Raw genomic sequence first — 20,522 nt, 5'->3', positions numbered from 1 at the left:
TTATTCCAAGGAAGGGAGGGAACCCTATGAAAAACTTGAAATACTCCCGTGTGATTATCAATGCTATTATTGTAGCTTCTGTCATAATTGCTTTGACTTCCGGTTACAAAATCGGGGGCTAGTCACCGATAAGAAAAAAAGGAAGCACAGGCTCAACAAAACAGGCTGGATTCCGGCCTGTTTTTTCATGTGAAATTTTCGATTATAAAATTGTAAATTATCCCATTCACCCCTGGTAGCTTTGACATCAAGATACGACAAGGCAGGAGAAGAAATGATGAGTATAATAAAAAAGCTGCAAGAACGGGTTACCGCGACTGGAATATATGTGTTTTTCATATGTTTGGCAGGCTTGATCGTTCTCCTGTATACGAATCAGTGGTCCTTTTTGCACTATACGACAACAGAGTGGGTCACGATCTATTCCCTATTGGGAGCAGTTCTAATTCTGGAGCATTTTACATTCCAGCTACCACCGGCCAGTAACAAGCAGTCCATGGATTCCTCCGTGTATCTGGCTTGTATTTTTGTGCATGGCACCGAAATTGCTATTCTGATTTTGCTGTTAAATGTAATCATTGCTATGTTCCGGCACACAGAACTGTCCTGGTGGAAGCATACCGTCAATTTTTCTATTTACGCCCTTTCCATTTTCCTGTCTTCAACAGTATTTGAACTAAGCGGCGGAACGCAGGGAGCTTTAAACCAAGAGCATTTCGCTTCCTACCTGCTGGCGTTAATTTGCTACTTTGCGGTGAACACAATCACACTGGGCATCTACTTTTATATCGCATACAAAGGGTCCTTCAATGAGCTTAAACAGGCTTTTTTGGCTGAATCCCTGCTCGTATACTTATGTACACTCATTCTGTCTTTGGTATTGACTACACTGATTTATAACAATGGCATTCTAGGACTTTTGCTGTTCCTTGGGCTAAGCATGCTCCTATCTCACGCATTCAAGCAAATGTTCACGCTGTATCGGGAAATCGAAGAAAAAGCAAACATGGATCGCAGAACAGGGCTATACAATCACAGCTACTTTGAAAATACACTTGAAGCTGAATTAAATATATCGAGATCCGAGAATACTCCCCTCAGTCTGGCGCTGATTGATATTGATGATTTCAAAAAATACAATGATCATTTCGGTCATCTTAAAGGCGATCAGCTACTGGGATTTCTCGGTGAGTTTCTTAAGAAGGAAACCTCCGACACCCCCATCACCGTATCCCGCTACGGTGGAGAAGAATTCACCCTGCTTATGCCTGATCATACCGCTGAACAAGCTTATGAAATAGTCAATGCTATTCGAAAAAGATTAAATGATTCTCGTTATGAGGGTGTCGAAATTTTTCCACATGGCTGTCTGTCCTTCTCCGCAGGTATTGCCCAAAGCCGCATTGACATCTACGACAAATCACAGCTGGTCGATCTGGCGGATAAAGCTCTGTACTACGCCAAGAAACAGGGCAAAAACATCGTTCATACGCATGGAAGCTTAAATGAAGTGGAGCGTGAGGTCGATCTGGGGCAGGATATTCGTGATCTTGAGCAGCAGCTTAATTTGTTCTTATACAAGGATATTAATACCTTCAAGCATTCAAAACGGGTGTTCAGATATGCAGCAGACATGAGCGATGTGCTTCAACTCGGACCGGAGGATAAGCGGCGTTTCATACTAGGAGCTCTCATTCATGACATTGGTAAACTGGAGATTCCCTGGAATATCCTCAATAAAAAAGAGAAGCTGTCCGGTGAGGAATGGCAGATGGTGCAAGCGCATGTCATGTGGGGCAAGCGTATTGTAGAAGCCAACGAACGATTCGTAGATTTGATTCCTTTTGTGGAGCTGCATCATGAACGTTATGACGGAGGAGGCTATCCGTTTGGCTTTAAGGGCGAGCAAATTCCACTTTTATGTCGGATGCTGACGATCATCGACTCTTTTGATGCGATGACAACCGAGCGTCCCTATCAACCCACCAAAACGTTCGAGGAGGCCATTGAAGAATTACGTGCTTGCTCGGGTAGCCAATTCGATCCCAAACTAACGGCTATTTTTATCCATTATATTCAACACAAGCAACCTGCTTTCACGGATCTCATGGAAACAGGGCTCTAATTCCTTCATAGGCTCTTCCTCTTTCCCCTAGCATGGTTGAAATCGTCCTGAATTCAACCACACTAGGGGTTTTCATATGATTGGCATTTTGTATAATGCTTATTATTTCAAATTTCATATAAATGTCATAATTCGCTCCATCTATTCGCGCTATATGCACTATGATTAAGATAGGAATGGATTTGTCCGTCAGGCAAAATCCTCCTGTATAAAATGTTATAAATGGGGATATCCTCGCTTCAAGTAATCGAGAGAAGGTGACTTCACAAGCATGTTGTATCCGTCCAGACCAGCCCGTGTGGCTTGTCTTTTATTGCTGTGTCTCCCCCTTCTGGTCCTGTTTCCTCACTCTTCGTGGGCTCATGCATTTGTCATTGAATCCAGTCCGACCGAAAATCAGGTTTTGGACAAGTCGCCTTCTCAGGTGACCATTACCTTCAATGAAGATTTGCAATCTGCCTTCATGTCGATCAAAGTGACCGACGAAACAGGCAAGCGGGTCGACACAGGAAAAGCACAGCTTGACCCGAATCACAAAGCCACCATGGAAATCCAATTGATCCCAGGGATGAAAAATGGAATTTACTCTGTTAGTTGGAGAGCTTTATCCGCAGACGGACATCCAGTTAATGGAGTTATTCCATTTCAAGTAGGCAGCGGTTCCAATGCGCCTACCCATCAAGCTACCGCACCTGAAGGCTCAGGGACATCACGAATCGACTTAATCGCTGTCCGTTGGTTTCTTTACATAGGACTATCGCTGCTTTTTGGAGCGATTTGTTTCCGGCTGTTCATCTTACCGAGCATAAGCCAAGACAAGAATCAAAGTGAACAGCATAAGCAAAATCAGCGGCCCTTTGAAACATCGCCCCGCTGGAATAAACTGCTATGGAGCGGCTACGGCATAACGTCTGCCGCCATTCTGATCAGCCTGCCACTTCAGGCTTCATGGGATGCCGGGGTTTCCATCAGGGAGGGCTTCTCACTCCCGATTCTGGGAGAAGCTCTCCAGTTTACTGGAGCCGGACAAATTTGGTTTATCCAGATGATTCTCGTGCTACTCCTAAGCGTAACGCTGATTTACGCGCTGGATTACAGCATTTCGAGTCGCCAGCGCCGTCTTTGGGGCTACAGCTCGGCTCTCCTAACGCTATGCCTCATGCTGTCCAAGGCCTTTGTCGGTCATCCGGCAGCGGCTACGCATCCAGCTCCAGCTATTGCGGCGGACTTCGTCCATCTCGCGGCAGCAACCTTTTGGATCGGCTCACTTGCCGTCATGGTCGTGTGCCTGCCGGTTGCCGGAGCAGAGTTGCCCGTATCCGAGCGGGCAACTCTACGACAAGCCGCCTTGCGCCGCTTCGCCGGCTGGGGCATTGCTATGGTGGCGGCGTTACTCGCCACCGGTATATATGGAGCCGTGCTGTACATTCCGGCTCCCTCCATGCTGCTGAACACGTCCTATGGACTCGTTCTGCTCGGCAAAGCAGCGCTGCTGCTAGTCATGCTGGCCTTCGCGGCCAGCCAGTTCCGCAGCGCACGGCAAGCGGCGCCCAGCAAGCAAGCCGCCCGGGGATTGCGTGCCGAGTTGTCCGTCGGCCTGCTCGTGATGCTGTTGACTGCGGTGCTCACTCACCTGTCACCCGGTCAGGCACCTGCTGTACCGTTTGAGGAGACTCGCACTACGGGTGGATATAACGTTACCCTGGCAGTCAGTCCCAATGCTGTGGGCAGCAATGAATTTAAGGTATCCGTTCAGGACAGCAAGGGTGCTGCCGTTTCAGGAATCCAGCAGGTTACATTAACGCTCACTCCAGCAGACCCTGACCAAGATCAACAGGAATTTGTTCTACCTGTGAAGCAGCAACAGCCATTCCGCAGTCAGGAATTGATGACCTCCGAAGGAACATGGGCGGTAAAGGTACATGCTCTGACGGCTTCACTCGATGCGGTTGATGCTGAATTCACCCTGCATGTAGGCGGTAAAAAATAATTATTTTATACTTCAGGATTTTGTGAAATCCTCACTTAAAAGGAGTGAATAATTGAATATGAATACAACAATTCAAACAGCAAAATCCAGATTTTCCAGGTTTGCGACCTCTGTGGGTCTAATCGCAGCGGGTGCCTTACTTTTTGCAGGTATGGCCAGTGCACATGTGACAGTCAAGCCTTCTGTTTCACAACCTAATGCGTGGGAAACGTACACATTGAAAGTACCCGTGGAAAAAAACATTCCAACCACCAAAGTCGCCTTGAAAATTCCGAAAGAGGTCGTTTTCAAACAATACGAGCCTGTACCGGATTGGAAGGTAGCCACCGAAAAAGACAGCTCTGGCAAAGTAATCACCGTGACCTGGACGACTGAAAAAGACGGCATTCAAGCAGGTCAATATCAGCGTTTTAGCTTTGTAGCGCAAAATGCAGACCAGAATACCGCAGCAGCCTGGGACGCCTTCCAATATTATAGTGACGGAAGTATCGTGGAATGGACAGGCGATGAAGGAAGTAACAGTCCTCATTCTATTACCGAAATCACGGCGTATGCCACGTCCGCAACTCCTGTCCCTGCCGCAGACAGCGGACACGATTCGGCGGGTACGACAGCAGGTCACGCGAGCACAGATACGACTAAAGATAGCAGCAGCCCCGCACCTGCTTCAAACAATGCTGTAGAAGCTGCACCTGCCGCTTCTGTTCCAGCCAGCTCTACTGCACAAACGACAGCTCTCGTCCTCTCGATCATTGCAGTCATTCTTGGTGCCGCAGCTGTTGGTATTGCACTCAAGCGCCGCAAGTAATCTGGGTTACGTATAAAGTTAAGAGCGTTTTAAAAAGAAAAAGCTGATACCTATTTAAAAGGGGTCAGCTTTTTTGGTATGAAAGAAAACGATTAATATTCAGCTTTAACACATATTCAGATTCATCTCATCCTATTATTTCACATTCACCTTTCTATCATTTTTTTGGTAAAATGATAGATACCTCACGATTCTAACATGATAGCATTGCAATCTATTGAGCATAGGAGATCATAGGATGAAAATCGTAAATAAGGCTTTGTTATCTAGTGCTATTTTTCTGAGTACCACAGTGGGCATCTATAGCCCCTTGGCACAAGCTGAAGCCGGCAAGATCAGCATTATGCTGGACGGATATCCATTACCGTTCCCTGTACAACCTGCCATGATGAACGGCACGACCATGGTTCCCTTTCGTGCGATTTCTGAAGCTCTTGGCATTACAGTGAAATGGGACCAAGCCAGCCAAAGCATCACCGCTACCAAAGCGCAAGATTCTGCTACCAAGCAGGTGATTCTAAAGATGGGTAGCCGCAATGCCACAGTGGACGGACAAGCGGTTCAACTAACAGCCGCTCCGCAAACCGTGCACGGCAGCACCATGATTCCGCTGGGCTTTTTCGGGCAGCAGTTTGGAGCCACGGTGAACTGGAACCAGGGAACACGGACGGTCTCCATTACATCGCCTCGTGAATCGATGTATACAGTAGGCTTCTATGCGCTGTCTTCCTTTGACCAAAAATCCAAAATACCGGATTTTAACGTCGTTGCCTTCGGCTGGAGTCGAATTGATACGAACGGACAATTTACCACAAACGGCAAAGAATACAAATGGCCTCAAGCCGCTGGAACTGTAACGCCAGAGTCCATTGTGCAGGAGGCAGACAGCCAGGGGACTTCCCCTTACCTGATGGTCTATTCCGGAGATGGCAATCACGAGCTGACCAAAGTTTTGGAAAATGCGCAGCTTCAAGAACAAACCATTTCCCAAATTGTCAGCACCGCCACCGACAAACAATTTAAAGGCATTTCGCTAGACCTGGAAGGATTGGGCTGGAGCGGCGACAAAGCCAAAGCTCGTTCAGACTACAACACCTTTATTAAAAAGCTATCGACCAAAGCGCATCAGGCCGGGCTCAAGCTCACCGTCGTTCTGCATCCGCTGAACAGTTCTTACTCTGGCTATGACTACAAAACGCTGGGCAATCTGGCGGACGATCTGATCATCATGGCTTATGATTACGGACAAAAGGCTACACCTGAGCCTTTGGAAAAAGTGGATGAAGCCATCCAACTGGCCTTGAAGGAAACCTCGCGGGACAAGCTCATTTTGGGGATTTCGATGGGTAGCGAAAAAGACAGCACCGTTAACGCCAAGATCGGTTTAGCCAAACGTTATGACCTCAAAGGAATCGCTATCTGGCGCTTGGGCATCATTGGAGAAACGGCCTGGTCACAGATGAACGAAGCCATCGAGTTTAAATAAGTGTACATTTTATCCAAGTAAAACCGACCTTATTTCGCCCGCCAGATGATTTCTTATGAGTCTTCTATGAAATCATCTGGCGGGCTTTCTTCATTCCCTTTAACAAAAGTGCTTGCCTGATTTGGAAGTTGTCGTCACAGGCTCGCAACCCTGTTCTCCATAGAAGATCCCCCAGTCTCTCATAAAATCCAGCAATGGCCTTAACGTATCTCCTAACGGGGTAAGCGAGTATTCCACACGCGGTGGGTTCTCGTTATAAATTTCACGGTGCACAATGCCATCTCTCTCTAATTCACGCAACTGCAAGGTTAGCATCCGCTGTGTAATATTAGGCAAGGTCCGTCGAATTTCGTTATAGCGCCGCGGTCCTGTGGTCAAATGATACAAGATGACTCCCTTCCATTTGCCGCCTATAACCCCGACGGTTTTCGCTACCGGACATCCAAAATTAACGCTAACTGCATGTTCCATCTCCTGTGCCATGTATACCCTTCTTTCTGTAGAATGTGTAAACCAATAGCCTCAGACGTATGACAAGAAACAAATATGTGCGTACTTGTTCCCTGCAAAAACTTTCTATATGATAACTATATATTCGATATCAGCTCTCATTATAGTAGCAGAAAACCCATAGAGCACCAACTAAACCCATACCCAAAGGAGTACATTTTATGTCTAATACATCAGCTAAAAAACAGGAAATTCTGGACGCCTTTCTGTTCAGGCACGCCACGAAAGAATTTGATCCCAATCGCATCATACCGGAAGAGGATTTTCAGTTCATTCTCGAAACCGGGCGACTTTCTCCAAGCTCCGTCGGTTTTGAACCATGGCAGTTTGTAGTTGTACAAAATCAGGCATTAAGAGAGAAGCTGGCTGCGGTTTCCAGCGGTGGCCAAAAGCAGATTCCTGCGGCTAGCCACGTCATCCTGATTTTGGCGCGCAAGGATGTTCGTTATGATTCTCCTTACGTGGAGTATATGTATAAAGAGGTTAAAGGTATGTCTGAGGAGGAATTTGCCTCACTGCCAGGCCGCTATAAGATTTTCCAGGGTGAAAGTCAACACCTGCTGGAAAACGAACGTACGCTATTTGACTGGGCTTCCAAGCAAACCTATATTGCCTTAGGCAATATGATGACCGCGGCGGCTCAGATCGGTATTGACTCCTGTCCGATTGAGGGTTTTAACTACGATCAGGTGCATGCCATTTTGGAGGAAGAAGGACTGCTGGAGAACGGGCTGCTCGATATTTCAGTCATTGCTGCCTTCGGTTATCGCGCTCATGAACCCAAACGTGAAAAATCCAGACAACCCCTGGAAAAGGTCACACGCTGGATTCTGTAATCTAATATCCCGATTCTCTCCCAAACGATGAACATTGAAGCATCAAAAAAGCGGGCTTGCGGCACTTCATCTGAATGATGAACCTACCACAGCCCGTCTTTTTTAGGTCACTTCAATTTCTATTAAAATCCCCTTGGAAGCCAGGTTATCCAGGCACTCCTTCATATACTCATCGTCATGCTCCACATATGCACCCGCGCCTGCCAGTTCCTCACCCAGCTCTGCCTCCCAAGGCTCACACTGCTTACCGCGATACAAAGGCTGTTCCCATAGTGGGTCAACATTGTACCCTCTGCTTTTCATTTCGTCCATAATGAGCCTATGATAGCGCACCAGCAGCATGGGGTGATAATCGAACACATAATTCACCGTGGCGTGTGGCTTGCCCCACCCATTCCCGCGCAGGGCACAGCACTCACGATGTTGCCCCAGCAGTTGCGGACGGGGTAACTTGTCGATTAAATGTTCATGCCAAAGCCTCATGCTTCCACAACCCTATCTGTAGCTTTTTCTGATCTATTGGATTAGCATACGGATACCTGTCAGCACAATGCCGATCAGGAAGCCTGTAACTGCGCCATTAATACGTATCCACTGCAAATCCTGTCCCAGTTTGTCCTCCATCAGTGCAATCAGGGATTTGTTATCCATTTTGTCTACATTTTCGCGCACCAAGTTACCAATCCGACTATGGTTGGCTTCCACCAGTCCAGTAATACCTTCCACAATTCGCACATTAATCTTGTCCAGCAGCTCGGTATTCCCTCTTAAATCAGTCAACATTCGATCCAATAGCGGTAAAATATAGGTCTGCACATAGCTTCCGTCTTCCATGTAGTCCAATAAGCGTATACGCAGTTCCTCCATTTTTCCCAGCACCGACGCATCACCTTCCCAGGCTTCAACAAGGCTATCCTTCCAGCCGTTCAACCCTTCCTGAACCGTATCTTTCGTCGCCAATCGGGTCACCTGTGTTCTTAGACCATCCAGCACGGCCTGACGGCGCGGGTGCTCTTCCCTTTGCAGTTCTGCTACCTGATCCAGCAAAAAATGACGAATCATTTCACCCATACGCTCTTCGTTCAGATAGCCGAGGAATGCGTTCAAGGCAAACTGCATCAGTCCGCTCACCTGCAAACCGCTGACAGCCTGCATACCTAAGGTACCCAGCGTATAGCCCGTTTCGGGTCGCAAAAGCCAGGACTCGGCTTGTTCCAGCGTGTAATCCAGCGCGCGGCGATCATAACCCTTCTCGCTGGTCTGACGAGCAAGCGCCTCCAGCAGCGGTCCGGCGTCAAAGTCAGTCATCTGCCGCTTGAGCTCTGCCACGATGACCGGAGCCAATTCCGCGAGCGGGAGCGACTGGACGAGCCGCTTGGCAAGAACATCTATGGATGCCGCCGCCTCCGGCGTGCGCAAACCTTTTTCCACACCACCCAGCACCAAATCGGCCAAACGAATATCTGCAATTTTAGACGCGATGCTGTCTTTGTTTAGCAAGTTATTTTCCACCGTACTCACCAAGGCATTTGTGAGCTTGTCCCTATTTTTAGGAAGCAGCGCGGTATGTGGTATCGGAATGCCTAGCGGATGACGGAACAAAGCAGTGACAGCGAACCAGTCCGCCAGTCCCCCTACAAGTCCTGCCTCAAAAGCTCCGGCTAACAAACGAGCCCAGCCATATTGCTGGAAGGGCAATGTGGCTGCAAAGCCTGCCCCTAGAATAACAAGCGACCAAGCCGCTGCGGTTTTCGTATTTTTGGGTTTTCCCATCCTGTAATCCTCCAAACTGACTGTCGAGTAAGTAAAGCACTATACCTGTATTACCCATCATATCATTGCCCGTGTCATTTCCAAAGTTGAAAGCACTCTTGATGAAACGCGTAAGGCCACTTTTTGCGTAATTTTTTATGCATATATCTCTCTTTTTTACATTCATGTTCGTGAACTAAATCACAACACTAGGCCCAAAATCTCATTTTTAATAATAAGCCTTACGAACCATTTTATCAGAACCAAGTCCTAAATTTCTTAAACCGAAAGGAGAAGTGAAGGGAAAAGTTGAATGGGCATGTAAGATATCTTTTTCAGCACTAATTCTATCTTTGACCCCAGAAAGGATTTGAATCCATGATGACCTCAGAATTCTTTCAACAATATTCGACCTTTTATACGGACGATCAGGTTAGATGTCCATAAGAGCGAGGCTTCTATAAAACTTACAAACATATTTTGATATATAGACATATTTCATGTGATAAAATAAACTTTTATATATAGTAAATCATGTTTAATCAGCCATTATATATTGGTTAAATCAAACCAAGATAAGCTAGATAAAATTGCTTCTTTGTAAAGGAATTGAATATGACAACAGACCAAAAAAACAACGAGGGCCTCTGGAACGGCGAACCTGTCGTAATTGTGCGCACTCCCTCCGCTTTTGCCAAGCAATCCCTTTTATATATTCAGGAATTAGGCTACTTCCAAAAAACTTCTGCTTTTACGGTGGAAAGAAAAGAACTCGCCTCTTTTTTGCTTGTTTTTACGTTGTCTGGTAAGGGAGAATTACTATACCGGGACAAGAAATATATTTTAAAGCCTCATGATTTGTTTTTTATTAATTGTGAGGAGTATGTGCAATATAGCACCTCCGGTCATGAAGCCTGGGAGTTTATCAGCTTATACCTGTACGGCAACCTGATCGGAAACTTTTACGAACAATTTGCCAAGCATAATAAACCGGTAATATCCATGCATAATCCGTATATTATATTGGACAAACTGCATGCTCTGATTTGTGGGCAGTCTGACAGAAGTCTTTCCGCTGAACTGCTAACGTCCAGGCTCATTGGTGAAATACTGATGTGCATCTTGCAGCATCCCTATGATCACCAGCATGTGAATGCTGAAACCCTCAGCGAAGTACGTCGGGTACAGCAATATTTGGATCAGTCCTACTGTGAGCGAATAACACTGGACTCGCTGGCAGACATGTTTGAATTAAACAAGTTTAATTTGGCTAAAAATTTCAAAAAGCAGATCGGTTTCTCTCCGATTGATTATCTCATTAATGTCCGTATCACGGCCGCTCAAAGCTGGCTTAAAACCAGTGACATGTCCATTGTGGATATCGCAAGGTACGTAGGTATTCCCAATACGAGCCATTTTATTAACCTGTTCAAGGAGCATGTAGGAGAAACACCTCATTCCTTCCGCAAGAAGTGGGGGAACCGTTCCAAGCTGTAAATGAGAGGTTACATGAAACCAGTTTGATAGATGATAGACGCACAAGCTATTCAAGTTAATGGCAAAGCTGTCGAAAGGCAGTGACGCAAAACTATAGGGCCTTCCTATCCGGATGGCAGCCAGCTACCAGATGAACGAGCTTTTTATTATGCCCTTTTTTACATAGATCCACCACAATTTGCTATGCCTATCTCGAAAAAAGCCCTGATCGCTATGATCAGGGCTTTTTTTCTATTGGGATAGTCATGTCAGCCTAGCATGCTGAATATACTAATTTCGAACGAAGCATTGCCATATTACGATGAATAGGAGAATCACTTGGAGCATGAGAACAAAAATAAATGTAATGATCATTGCCTTATTGCTCATTGTCCAAAGCTTTTTCAACGCAACACTGGCTTACGCAGATGCTCCAGCCCCAGAACTGCCGCAGAGTGCTGTATCCGATCCTACACATACCGTTACGGATACTGTATACGGTGTCCCAAACCTTGAACCTCCCAGGGAGATTCCTTCAAATACGCCCCCCTTCGTTCAAGGAGCAGTCAGTTCAAAATCTCAACATGATGCAACTCCGCAGAGCATACTAACGAAGTTGAGCCTGACCGACGAATCAGGGCATGTCATTGATGCAGTATATAGTCCCGACAGCCAATTCGACATCGGATCAGCCATCCAACTAGGCTATGAATGGGAGCTTCCTGACAATACCTATAAGTCAGGAGACACTTTCACCTTTCACTTACCAGAACAGTTTGTCATCTACACTGATATCTCATCTCCGTTAGTCACTACCGACGGAACCGTGGGATACTTCACAGTAGATCGTCAGGGCAAGGTGATCATGACCTTTAACCCATATGTAGAGACTCATTCCAATGTCAGCGGCAAACTGCAAATCAAAACCGAGTTTACAAAAGAAATAGTGAAAGGTAGTACAGAGGTCATCATTGCGATTCCGATCAAAGGCGGGGTGCAAACGGTCATCGTGAATGTAAAGCCCCAGTCAGGGCCGTCCCTAAGCAAACAAGGGAAACTAGCTGGCACAAATCAGATCGACTGGACCATTGATGTGAACAAACAGCTAAACACCGTAAAGCATGCCTTCATCACCGATCCAATTCCTTTAGGACTGGAACTCAGAAGAGACTCTATCCGGCTCTATCATCTCCAAGTCAATATCGACGGATCGACCGTTGTTCGAGACCTAGTAAATGCGAGTGAATATGCCATTGAAGCAGATCAGGCCGGGACAGGGTTTGTGATTCGTTTTCAAGACGATAGCATGAACACGGCCTACCAGATTCAATATTCCACGCGCATTACTGGCGACGAAACTCGTTTTTCCAACACAGCAACGCTTTCAGGAGATGCGATAGAGAACGTTGCTGCTACCGGTACTGTTCAGGTAGAACGTGGTGAGTTTTTGTCCAAAAAGGTTGAAAAATATGATCATGCCACACAAACACTCTCGTGGGCCATACGATACAACTTCGGCGAGACAAAAATCCCCGAAGCCAAAGCTCTTTTAATTGATCATTTCAACAAAACTCAAGAATTGCTACCCGGTTCCTTGAAAGTATTTAAAGGAAACACGCTGGAGGAACTCCCATCGTGGGCGTATACTGTCATCCCAGTTGATTATCCGGACCGCAACGGCTTCAAACTTCAATTTAACTTTGACGTAGATTCAGCCTATACCATCCGATACCAGACTCAAGCCAGAGGCCGTGTCTATGAAAATGGAAAAGTTATAAACATCATAACCTCAGATGGAATCCAGAAGATCGTATCGACAGAAATCACAAGCGGAGTTATGACTAAAATGTATGACACACCCAATTACAACACCAAAATCATACCTTGGGTGATTACCATTAATACAGACTTGTACACCATGAAAAATATTGTCATTCACGATGTGTTTCCAAACGGGGGCTTGGCCTTGTTGCCGGACACCCTGAAAATTCAAACTGTTGACGGAACAACGGAGCTACGTGCCCCCACGGATTATGAGCTGATTCCGCTATCACAGGACTATAAACAAGGATTTACGCTCAAATTTCATAAAACCATTCATAAAGCTTATACGATCAAGTATTCAACCACCTATAACAATGACTGGAAAACGGATACGACGAAGCCTGAGTTTCGTAATAAATCCATTATAGAATACCAGTTTGAAGACGGAGAAACATCATCGCATGCCGTGGAGTGCCCGATCTGGCCGGACTTTATGACACAACGAAACGGTGCCAAGCAAGGAAGCTATAATGCGACCTCCAAGCTCATTACCTGGGACATTAAAGCCAACTACAATCGCAAGATCCTAAACCACGCGGAAGTGAGAGACCCCTTGCTGCAAGGTCAGAAGTTACTGCCCGGCTCCGTGAAAGTACACGATATGACCTTGCTGGGATGGTGGGATGGCGTACAAAAAGGGGCTGAAATCCCGGCAGATCAATACACCATTATCCCTCCCTCCGAGCAAAATGGGAATGAATTGCGTATCCAGTTCAAGGAGCAGATACAGACTCCCTACTGGATTACCTTTCAAACTTCATTGGAAGGAGAACTGATTGACAAGGAAATTCATAATCAAGCCCTTCTACTGGATGGACAAAAAACAGTCTCCAAATGGGCAGCGCAAGTCACGGTACCTCATGGTGGAGAATATGTATCTAAAGTCGGTACACAAAATGGAAATAAGATCGACTGGAGCATCCGCATCAATGAAGGACAGTCACATGTATCCAACGCTAAAATTATAGATCAGCCTAGCAGCAATCAAATCTTAATCGAGGATTCCTTTCATTTGTACTCTACAATCATCGCTGCCAACGGAAATACCACCAAGGGCACCGAGTTGATTAGAAACCAAGATTACAAGCTGTATATCAAAACAGATGCTCAAGGCCAGCAAACTTTTGAACTTGCTTTTGCCAAGGATATTTCCTCTGCTTTTATTCTTGAATACCAATCATTCATTCATGCTGAGGACAAAGCCAAAGTGAGTAATAAGGTTGCCTTTGAGGGGGATCGCTTGACGACAGAGATACGGGAAACCAGCCAGGAAATCATCGTACGAACGTCTTCCGGCTCCGGTTCCGGCGGGGGTGTGACCGAAAGTCTTGAGTTGACCAAGGTAGACCAGGATATGCCTGAGAAGGTACTGCCTGGCGCACAGTTTGCACTCTATGATAAAGGTCAAAAAAGAGCCCCTCTCATTCAGACCACCAATCAGGAAGGCAAAATCATCTTTTCCTCCTTGCTTCATGACGATTACATCTTGGAGGAATTGGCAGCACCGGAGGGCTATAAAATCACCGAGAGCAAGCTTGAGATCAAAATAGACGCAACACTGCGACAAAGCTCTGGTGTAAAAAAGATTGTGATCACCAACCGTAAAGAAAAGAAAAACGAACCAGGAACGCCTACTCATCCAGACCCGTCACCCCCGTCTGGAGGCTCAGGTAAGAAACATGACAGAGATCCGGAAATACCCGATACTCCGTCTGTAACCGTTCCTCCGTCATTCCCAATGTCTCCGGAGGACATAGCCCTTCTACAGGAGGAACCTGCACCTATACCGCCGGAGCCGCCAGCCGTCATGCCTCATCAAGATCCTTCTCCTCCGGTGGATTCGAAAGACGATCCCAAACCTAAGATCCGTGTCAAGGTTCCCGGGAAAGAGCCAGAAGAGCCAGAGGATCCACCTGCGGTACATCAGTTGCCCCAAACAGGTGAAAGCAGCCCCGTTCCGTTCTATTTGACAGGCATAGCGTTGGTTATGTGGGGCGTATTGTTGAAATTCACACGGACGAACAAAAAATAAAATGGATCACCTGCCCTGATCTCTCGCCTCATTCCATTTCCGATTGGAATGAGCCGGGAATGGGGCATTTTTCAAAAAAATATGTATAATCCGTACTTTGCTTAGGGGAGGCGAGATTGCTGAGTCTGCGTAAACTTTCCTACGTATTTATTTTGTTAGGCTTACTTTTTATTTTGTTTCCTAAAGCGACGGAATGGAATGAGGATCGGGAACAAAGCAAGCTATTAAAAGCAGCAGAACTACCATCAGGAAAAAGCGATGCGCTATGGCCCCCCAGTCTTACGGACAGCTATGCTCGCTTGTCCACTACTCTTACGGAAGTCCCGGCTCGTGAAGCACGACAAAATACTTCCACACCCCCTGTTACCATTGGAAGCGCTAATGAACAAACTCCCATAGCCACTATTAGTATAAGTCGTATTGCTTTAAAGCTCCCTGTATTGGAAGGCGCAACGAGGATAAATATGAGACACGCGGCTGTACATATGCCGGAAACGGGGACGCTGGGACAGGCGGGGAATGCCGCCGTTGCTGCTCATCGAGCCCGCACCTCTGGACGTTTATTTAATCGTCTAAATGAATTGAAGATCGGGGATAAGATTGTTGTTAACACTCGGGGTAACCAATATGTATATAGCGTTTATAGCCTGAAGATGGTCGATCCTACGGACGTGTCTGTTCTGAAAAGCTTCAAAAAACAAAAGCTGCTCACCCTGATTACATGTGACCCTCTCATAAATCCCACCCATCGTCTCATTGTTCAGGCCAAACTAAGCACCTAAAGCCATTAAAGCGCCTATTTTTATGAGTAAAAATAAATCAGGCGGGCCATTCCTGTTCATTTACAGAAATACACCCGCCAATGTTCACATTACGATTCAGTTGGATTCTTGGCAATCAACTTGAAATCATCAAAGTGGAATCCTGGTGCAACCACACAGGTTACCAGTACGGGCTCATCCCCAAGCGGACGTGCCGTTTGCCATACTGCTCCTGGGACGAGTGCTTGTGGATGCTGTCCTGCCTCCACATCTGCACCAACAATAATCACAGTTTCTTCACCAGGCTCTTCTCCGCTTCCACCCAATTTCAACTCTACAGGGCTTCCGCTATGATATAACCACAGCTCATCAGAATGGACCACATGCCACTCGGAGAACTCGCCCGGATGCAGCAAGAAATACGTAGACGAAGCTGCAAAGCGCGGACCAGAATATACATCCGGCAATACAGGCTTCGGAATTTGAAAATTGGCCTTCCACATCTCTTTGTACCAGCCGCCTTCTGGATGGGGCTCCATGCCCAATGCCGTGACTAGCGGTGAAATAGCTTTCGTCATTGTCTAACCTTCCTTTACCCTAAATTCCTTCTTCCCTACTGTAAAACATAGCGTTGCTTTTGTCACGTTTCTCCCTTGGCTTGTCGGGGATCAATAATTTATGTGAAATTTAATAACATAAAAATACGGATGTTTACTCATTTTCATCATATAAATAATAGTTCACTAGTAAAAATCACACCAAAATACATTACACGTGAAGTTTTATGACATAAAATCTTGTTTTTTATTGTAAGCTTATAGTATCATGAGAGAAATTTTTAAATTCTAATAGAGCTTGGTCATGTCAATCCGTCTACTAAGCTATGTATCCAAGCCTAAAAGGGGTGAGCTCTCTGATCCAGTTTCGCAATGTCAACAAGCATTACGGTCACTTTCATGTACTCAAAGACATTAATCTTCAGATTAAGGAGGGCGAGGTCGTCGTCATCATCGGTCCCTCCGGCTCGGGTAAAAGCACCCTGCTTCGCTGCATCAATCGTCTGGAAACGATATCGGATGGGGAACTGATCGTTAACGAGATCCCTGTACATGACAAAAAGATTGATATTAATGCCTTCCGTCGCAATATCGGAATGGTGTTCCAGCATTTCAATCTGTATCCCCACAAAAAGGTAATTGAAAACATTGTACTGGCACCTATGAAGGTACTGGGCATCTCGAAAGAAGAAGCTACTCAAACAGCCATCACTTATCTAAAGCGCGTCGGAATCGAGGAAAAGGCACAGAGCTACCCCGCCCAATTGTCTGGTGGGCAGCAGCAGCGGGTCGCGATCGCCCGCGGGCTCGCGATGAATCCAAAAATTATGTTGTTTGACGAGCCTACCTCAGCTCTTGATCCCGAAACGATCGGAGAGGTACTGGATGTTATGCGCTCGCTCGCCCATCAGGGCATCACAATGGTCATTGTCACTCATGAAATGGGCTTTGCACGTGAAGTGGCGGACCGCGTGATTTTTATGGACAAAGGACAGATTTTGGAAGACAGCCAACCTGCCGAATTTTTTCAGAATCCGGGTGAAGAACGGGCCCGCCTGTTCCTGAGCCGTCTGATTCATCATTAAACAGACTACCAATGTAGCGTAAATCGAAAGGGGAATGTTCTGATGAGAAAAAGATTTCAATGGAGTACTTTGGTGCTGGTAGCTTTATCTTGTCTGCTCGTCTTGGCAGGCTGCGGAGGCAAAGAAGGAGCGGCAACGTCGGGAAATGAGCCGGCAGCAGCCAACGGGCTGGAAGCGATCAAACAGCGTGGCAAACTAGTCGTTGGTGTGAAGTACGATACCAAGCTGTTCGGACTGAAAGACCCGGCTAGCGGAAAAGTAGAAGGTTTTGATATCGACATCGCCAAGGCTGTAGCCAAACATATTTTTGGCGATGAAACCAAACTTGAACTAAAAGAAGTCACGTCCAAAACACGAATCACCTTATTGCAAAACGGGGACATCGACGCCATTATCGCGACGATGACCATTTCGGATGAACGTAAAAAGCAGGTTGATTTTAGCGACGTCTATTTTAACGCCGGGCAATCTCTACTCGTGAAAAAGGGGAGCCCCATCACCGGGCTGGAGTCCCTGACCCCGAATACCAAGGTGCTCGCCGTGAAAGGCTCTACTTCCGCCAAAAATATCCGTGAAAAAGCACCAGAAGCGACGATATTAGAATTCGAAAACTATCAGGATGCTTTCAATGCCCTCAAAGCAGGTAAAGGAGAAGCGTTAACTACCGATAACTCTATTCTGCTCGGCATGCAGAAGCAAGATCCGAATTATATTCTTGTAGGCGGGAACTTCACAGAGGAACCTTACGGCATTGCAGTAAAGAAGGGACAAACCGAACTGCTACAAGCCATTAATGATACGATCAAGGAACTGAAAAGCAACGGTGAATACGATAAGCTCCACGAGCAATGGCTTGGGGTTAAGCCCGAATAGTATTCTTGTGAAGGAGCCGCGCTTGCGAGCTCCTTCCTTTCTTAAGTCTGGATAAGGAGGTATACCTGTAGATGCTTACTTTTGATATCAACGTACTTTTCGATCATAGCGACCGTTTCAGAGAAGGCTTGCTTCATACCGTTCAAGCTAGTGTCATTGCCTTGATCGGAAGCTTTATTCTGGGGGCTATTATTGCCATCCTCCGAATTGCGCCTTTTAAATGGCTAAACTGGATCGGTACCGTCTATGTAGAGGTCATCCGCAATATCCCATTGCTGATCGTCGTGCTGTTTTTTTATCTCGGGCTTCCCACTTTGGGCATCCCTTTGGACGGATTCGTATCTGGAACGCTTGGATTGACCGTATACACAGCCTCCTTTATTGCTGAAGCCATACGTGCCGGCATTCAATCTGTGCCCAAGGGGCAATTTGAAGCGGCAAGGTCTTCCGGGTTGAGTTACAACCAGACGATGATCAGCATTATTTTACCGCAAGCCATCAAAATTGTACTGCCTGCGATCGGCAACCAATTCATTAATCTGGTCAAAAACTCTTCCGTGCTGGCTATTGTGGCCGGACTGGACCTCATGTATTACTCGGACCTCATTAACTCGGATACCTTCCTGCCCATCACAGTCTACGCCATCACGGCGTTGTTGTATCTTATCTTGACAGTTCCGCTTAGCTTTCTTGTACTGTACATGGAACGGCGTCTGTCCAAAACATCCTAAGGAGGGAAGCCTGTATGGATTTCGGTGGATTGTTTGTGTGGCCTAATGTGCGTTTTATACTGGAGGGCTTCCTGCTCACGCTGGAGGTTGCTATTTACTCTATCGTGTTCAGCTTCGCTCTTGGTATCTTATTCGGCATTCTGCGCTATACCCGCTTACCTGTCATTTCACAGGTTGCAGCCTTTATCATTGATCTCATTCGTAATCTTCCATTATTGCTCATTATTTTCTTCATCGGTATGGTTTTACCATCTATCGGTCTTTCCATTTCCCTCAAGTGGGCAGCCATTACAGGCCTGTCGATCTTCGAGGGAGCCATGATTGCTGAGATTGTGCGTAGCGGTCTGAATTCGGTCCATAAAGGACAGGTGGAAGCCGCACGTTCCTCTGGTCTAAGCTATTCTCAAACCTTATGGCATATCATTCTGCCCCAAGCGCTTCGTCGCATGGTGCCCCCGATTGTCAGCCAGTTCATTTCCCTATTCAAGGATACCTCACTGGCTGTCATTATCAGTTTGCCGGAGCTGACGCATAATATTCAGATTGTCGGTGGGCAAAATCAATCCTTTGTCATTCCAGCCCTGCTGTTCGCAGCTTTCCTGTACTTTGCTGTCAATTACAGTATGTCACTGATTGCACGCAGGCTGGAAGTTCGTACACATTAAAGCTCGTGATACTCATCAGGGTTGCCACTAGTTGGAACGCACGGTTAGTACAGCTTGTATCTCTTTAATCAATTGCTTCAACGCTTCTCCCTGATAACGGCCAGACCGATAAACCAGCTCTAGCTGACCCTGGAGCACGTCGCACAAAATAGGTACAGTGCAAAATTGTGAGTGATCCAATTCTGTTGCAAGGGACTCCGTCTGTAGGGTTACGGCAAGTCCATCCTGCACCCAGCGCAGGATGGAAGGTATGGAATTGGTCTCCAAGACGGTTGCAAAAGGATACCCGCGATCACGGAAGCACTTCTCAATCAGTTTCCTGCCGGGATGACACTCTGGCTGCATCCCCCAGGGTACATGCCTCAATTCGTCCAGCGTAATGGAAGAACGGTTGGAAAACACATGCTCTACCGGAACAACAAGACAGTAGTTCTCCGTACGAAGAGGAAGCTGGACAAGCCTTTCATCCGTACCCGAATGCAGCGTGATGCCAACATCCACTCGGTTATCCAGCAGCTGTTCTGTGACATCAAATGATGGATGGATGTGCAAGCTGACTCTAGGAAATGACTGATGAAAATGGATAAACATTTCTTGTAATGGTTCCTCCAGCTCCGGTAATGCGATACCAATCCGCAAACTCCCGCGTTGCTCGGTGCGCAACTCCTCAATGGAAGCCTTTGCTTGCTGTAAATCCTTGAGCGCATGTGCACTGTGTTGCAGCAACAATTTCCCGGCATCTGTCATCTTAATTTTCTTGCCTGCACGGTCAAAAAGAGTCATGCCCAATTCCTCTTCCAACGCCTTAATTTGCAAGCTAAGTGTGGGTTGGGAGATTCCGATCTTTTCCGAAGCTTTCGTAAAATGCAGTTCCTCGCATACCGCAATGAAGTATTGAAGCTGACGTATCTCCGTCTTCCTTCTCTCCCTTCGAGAATCCCCAGAATGATTGCATAAAAGGTCAAAAGAAGCGCAAAATCGGATCAAACCGGTTCGCGCTTCTTCTTCAGG

Annotated in this window: 17 protein-coding genes and 1 riboswitch; of the genes, 12 read left to right on the top strand and 5 right to left on the bottom strand. The window is 46.5% G+C overall.

Features of this window, described 5'->3' with window-relative positions:
- Positions 1–274: 274 nt before the first annotated feature.
- The 4 genes from MLD56_RS02030 (at position 275) to MLD56_RS02015 (ending at position 6,409) form a co-directional block, all read left to right on the top strand.
- Positions 275–2,125, top strand: a complete 1,851-nt coding sequence (locus tag MLD56_RS02030; protein WP_049816859.1) for a bifunctional diguanylate cyclase/phosphohydrolase — start codon at positions 275–277, stop codon at positions 2,123–2,125.
- A gap of 271 nt (positions 2,126–2,396) precedes the next feature.
- On the top strand, positions 2,397–4,115 hold the full coding sequence (locus MLD56_RS02025) for a copper resistance CopC/CopD family protein (RefSeq protein WP_029514683.1): 1,719 nt from the start codon (positions 2,397–2,399) through the stop codon (positions 4,113–4,115).
- A gap of 58 nt (positions 4,116–4,173) precedes the next feature.
- A complete protein-coding gene (locus MLD56_RS02020) occupies positions 4,174–4,923 on the top strand; it encodes a YcnI family copper-binding membrane protein (RefSeq protein WP_029514682.1) in 750 nt (249 codons plus the stop codon).
- 238 nt (positions 4,924–5,161) lie between these two features.
- Positions 5,162–6,409 (top strand): stalk domain-containing protein, encoded by a 1,248-nt coding sequence (locus MLD56_RS02015; RefSeq protein WP_029514681.1) that lies wholly within the window; start codon positions 5,162–5,164, stop codon positions 6,407–6,409.
- 99 nt (positions 6,410–6,508) lie between these two features.
- On the opposite strand, the gene MLD56_RS02010 is transcribed toward MLD56_RS02015, so the two are convergent.
- Positions 6,509–6,892, bottom strand: a complete 384-nt coding sequence (locus MLD56_RS02010) for a winged helix-turn-helix transcriptional regulator (RefSeq protein ID WP_023986690.1) — start codon at positions 6,890–6,892, stop codon at positions 6,509–6,511.
- A 188-nt stretch (positions 6,893–7,080) separates the two neighbouring features.
- On the opposite strand from MLD56_RS02010, the gene MLD56_RS02005 reads away from it, so the two are divergent.
- Positions 7,081–7,755: an NAD(P)H-dependent oxidoreductase gene (locus MLD56_RS02005; protein WP_029514680.1), complete on the top strand. Its 675-nt coding sequence runs from the start codon at positions 7,081–7,083 to the stop codon at positions 7,753–7,755.
- Between the two features lie 102 nt (positions 7,756–7,857).
- On the opposite strand, the gene MLD56_RS02000 is transcribed toward MLD56_RS02005, so the two are convergent.
- On the bottom strand, positions 7,858–8,238 hold the full coding sequence (locus MLD56_RS02000; protein ID WP_029514679.1) for a TIGR02328 family protein: 381 nt from the start codon (positions 8,236–8,238) through the stop codon (positions 7,858–7,860).
- A gap of 33 nt (positions 8,239–8,271) precedes the next feature.
- Positions 8,272–9,528 (bottom strand): DUF445 domain-containing protein, encoded by a 1,257-nt coding sequence (locus MLD56_RS01995; RefSeq protein ID WP_069290903.1) that lies wholly within the window; start codon positions 9,526–9,528, stop codon positions 8,272–8,274.
- Between the two features lie 594 nt (positions 9,529–10,122).
- Between MLD56_RS01995 and MLD56_RS01990 the strand changes: the two genes are divergently transcribed.
- The 3 genes from MLD56_RS01990 to MLD56_RS01980 all read left to right on the top strand — a co-directional run bounded on the left by MLD56_RS01990 (position 10,123) and on the right by MLD56_RS01980 (position 15,621).
- Complete coding sequence (locus MLD56_RS01990) at positions 10,123–11,004, top strand: AraC family transcriptional regulator (RefSeq protein WP_029514677.1); 882 nt, start codon at positions 10,123–10,125, stop codon at positions 11,002–11,004.
- Positions 11,005–11,054: 50 nt separating this feature from the next.
- Positions 11,055–11,135, top strand: a riboswitch (cyclic di-GMP riboswitch).
- A gap of 194 nt (positions 11,136–11,329) precedes the next feature.
- Positions 11,330–14,839: a collagen binding domain-containing protein gene (locus MLD56_RS01985; RefSeq protein WP_029514676.1), complete on the top strand. Its 3,510-nt coding sequence runs from the start codon at positions 11,330–11,332 to the stop codon at positions 14,837–14,839.
- A 116-nt stretch (positions 14,840–14,955) separates the two neighbouring features.
- On the top strand, positions 14,956–15,621 hold the full coding sequence (locus MLD56_RS01980) for a class D sortase (protein WP_029514675.1): 666 nt from the start codon (positions 14,956–14,958) through the stop codon (positions 15,619–15,621).
- 89 nt (positions 15,622–15,710) lie between these two features.
- On the opposite strand, the gene MLD56_RS01975 is transcribed toward MLD56_RS01980, so the two are convergent.
- Positions 15,711–16,178: a cupin domain-containing protein gene (locus MLD56_RS01975; RefSeq protein ID WP_029514674.1), complete on the bottom strand. Its 468-nt coding sequence runs from the start codon at positions 16,176–16,178 to the stop codon at positions 15,711–15,713.
- 326 nt (positions 16,179–16,504) lie between these two features.
- On the opposite strand from MLD56_RS01975, the gene MLD56_RS01970 reads away from it, so the two are divergent.
- The 4 genes from MLD56_RS01970 to MLD56_RS01955 all read left to right on the top strand — a co-directional run bounded on the left by MLD56_RS01970 (position 16,505) and on the right by MLD56_RS01955 (position 19,511).
- Positions 16,505–17,242: an amino acid ABC transporter ATP-binding protein gene (locus MLD56_RS01970; RefSeq protein WP_029514673.1), complete on the top strand. Its 738-nt coding sequence runs from the start codon at positions 16,505–16,507 to the stop codon at positions 17,240–17,242.
- Between the two features lie 42 nt (positions 17,243–17,284).
- On the top strand, positions 17,285–18,115 hold the full coding sequence (locus MLD56_RS01965) for a transporter substrate-binding domain-containing protein (protein ID WP_029514672.1): 831 nt from the start codon (positions 17,285–17,287) through the stop codon (positions 18,113–18,115).
- Positions 18,116–18,186: 71 nt separating this feature from the next.
- Complete coding sequence (locus tag MLD56_RS01960) at positions 18,187–18,846, top strand: amino acid ABC transporter permease (protein WP_023986681.1); 660 nt, start codon at positions 18,187–18,189, stop codon at positions 18,844–18,846.
- Between the two features lie 14 nt (positions 18,847–18,860).
- Positions 18,861–19,511, top strand: a complete 651-nt coding sequence (locus MLD56_RS01955; RefSeq protein ID WP_029514671.1) for an amino acid ABC transporter permease — start codon at positions 18,861–18,863, stop codon at positions 19,509–19,511.
- A 27-nt stretch (positions 19,512–19,538) separates the two neighbouring features.
- Here the strand turns inward: MLD56_RS01955 and MLD56_RS01950 are convergent, their stop codons facing one another.
- On the bottom strand, positions 19,539–20,498 hold the full coding sequence (locus MLD56_RS01950) for a LysR family transcriptional regulator (protein WP_029514670.1): 960 nt from the start codon (positions 20,496–20,498) through the stop codon (positions 19,539–19,541).
- Positions 20,499–20,522 lie beyond the last annotated feature (24 nt).

It is taken from the genome of Paenibacillus peoriae (assembly GCF_022531965.1).
GTDB classification, from domain to species: domain Bacteria; phylum Bacillota; class Bacilli; order Paenibacillales; family Paenibacillaceae; genus Paenibacillus; species Paenibacillus polymyxa_D.
The sequence above is the reverse complement of the archived record's forward strand: the minus strand, read 5'-3'. Positions and strand labels throughout refer to the sequence as shown.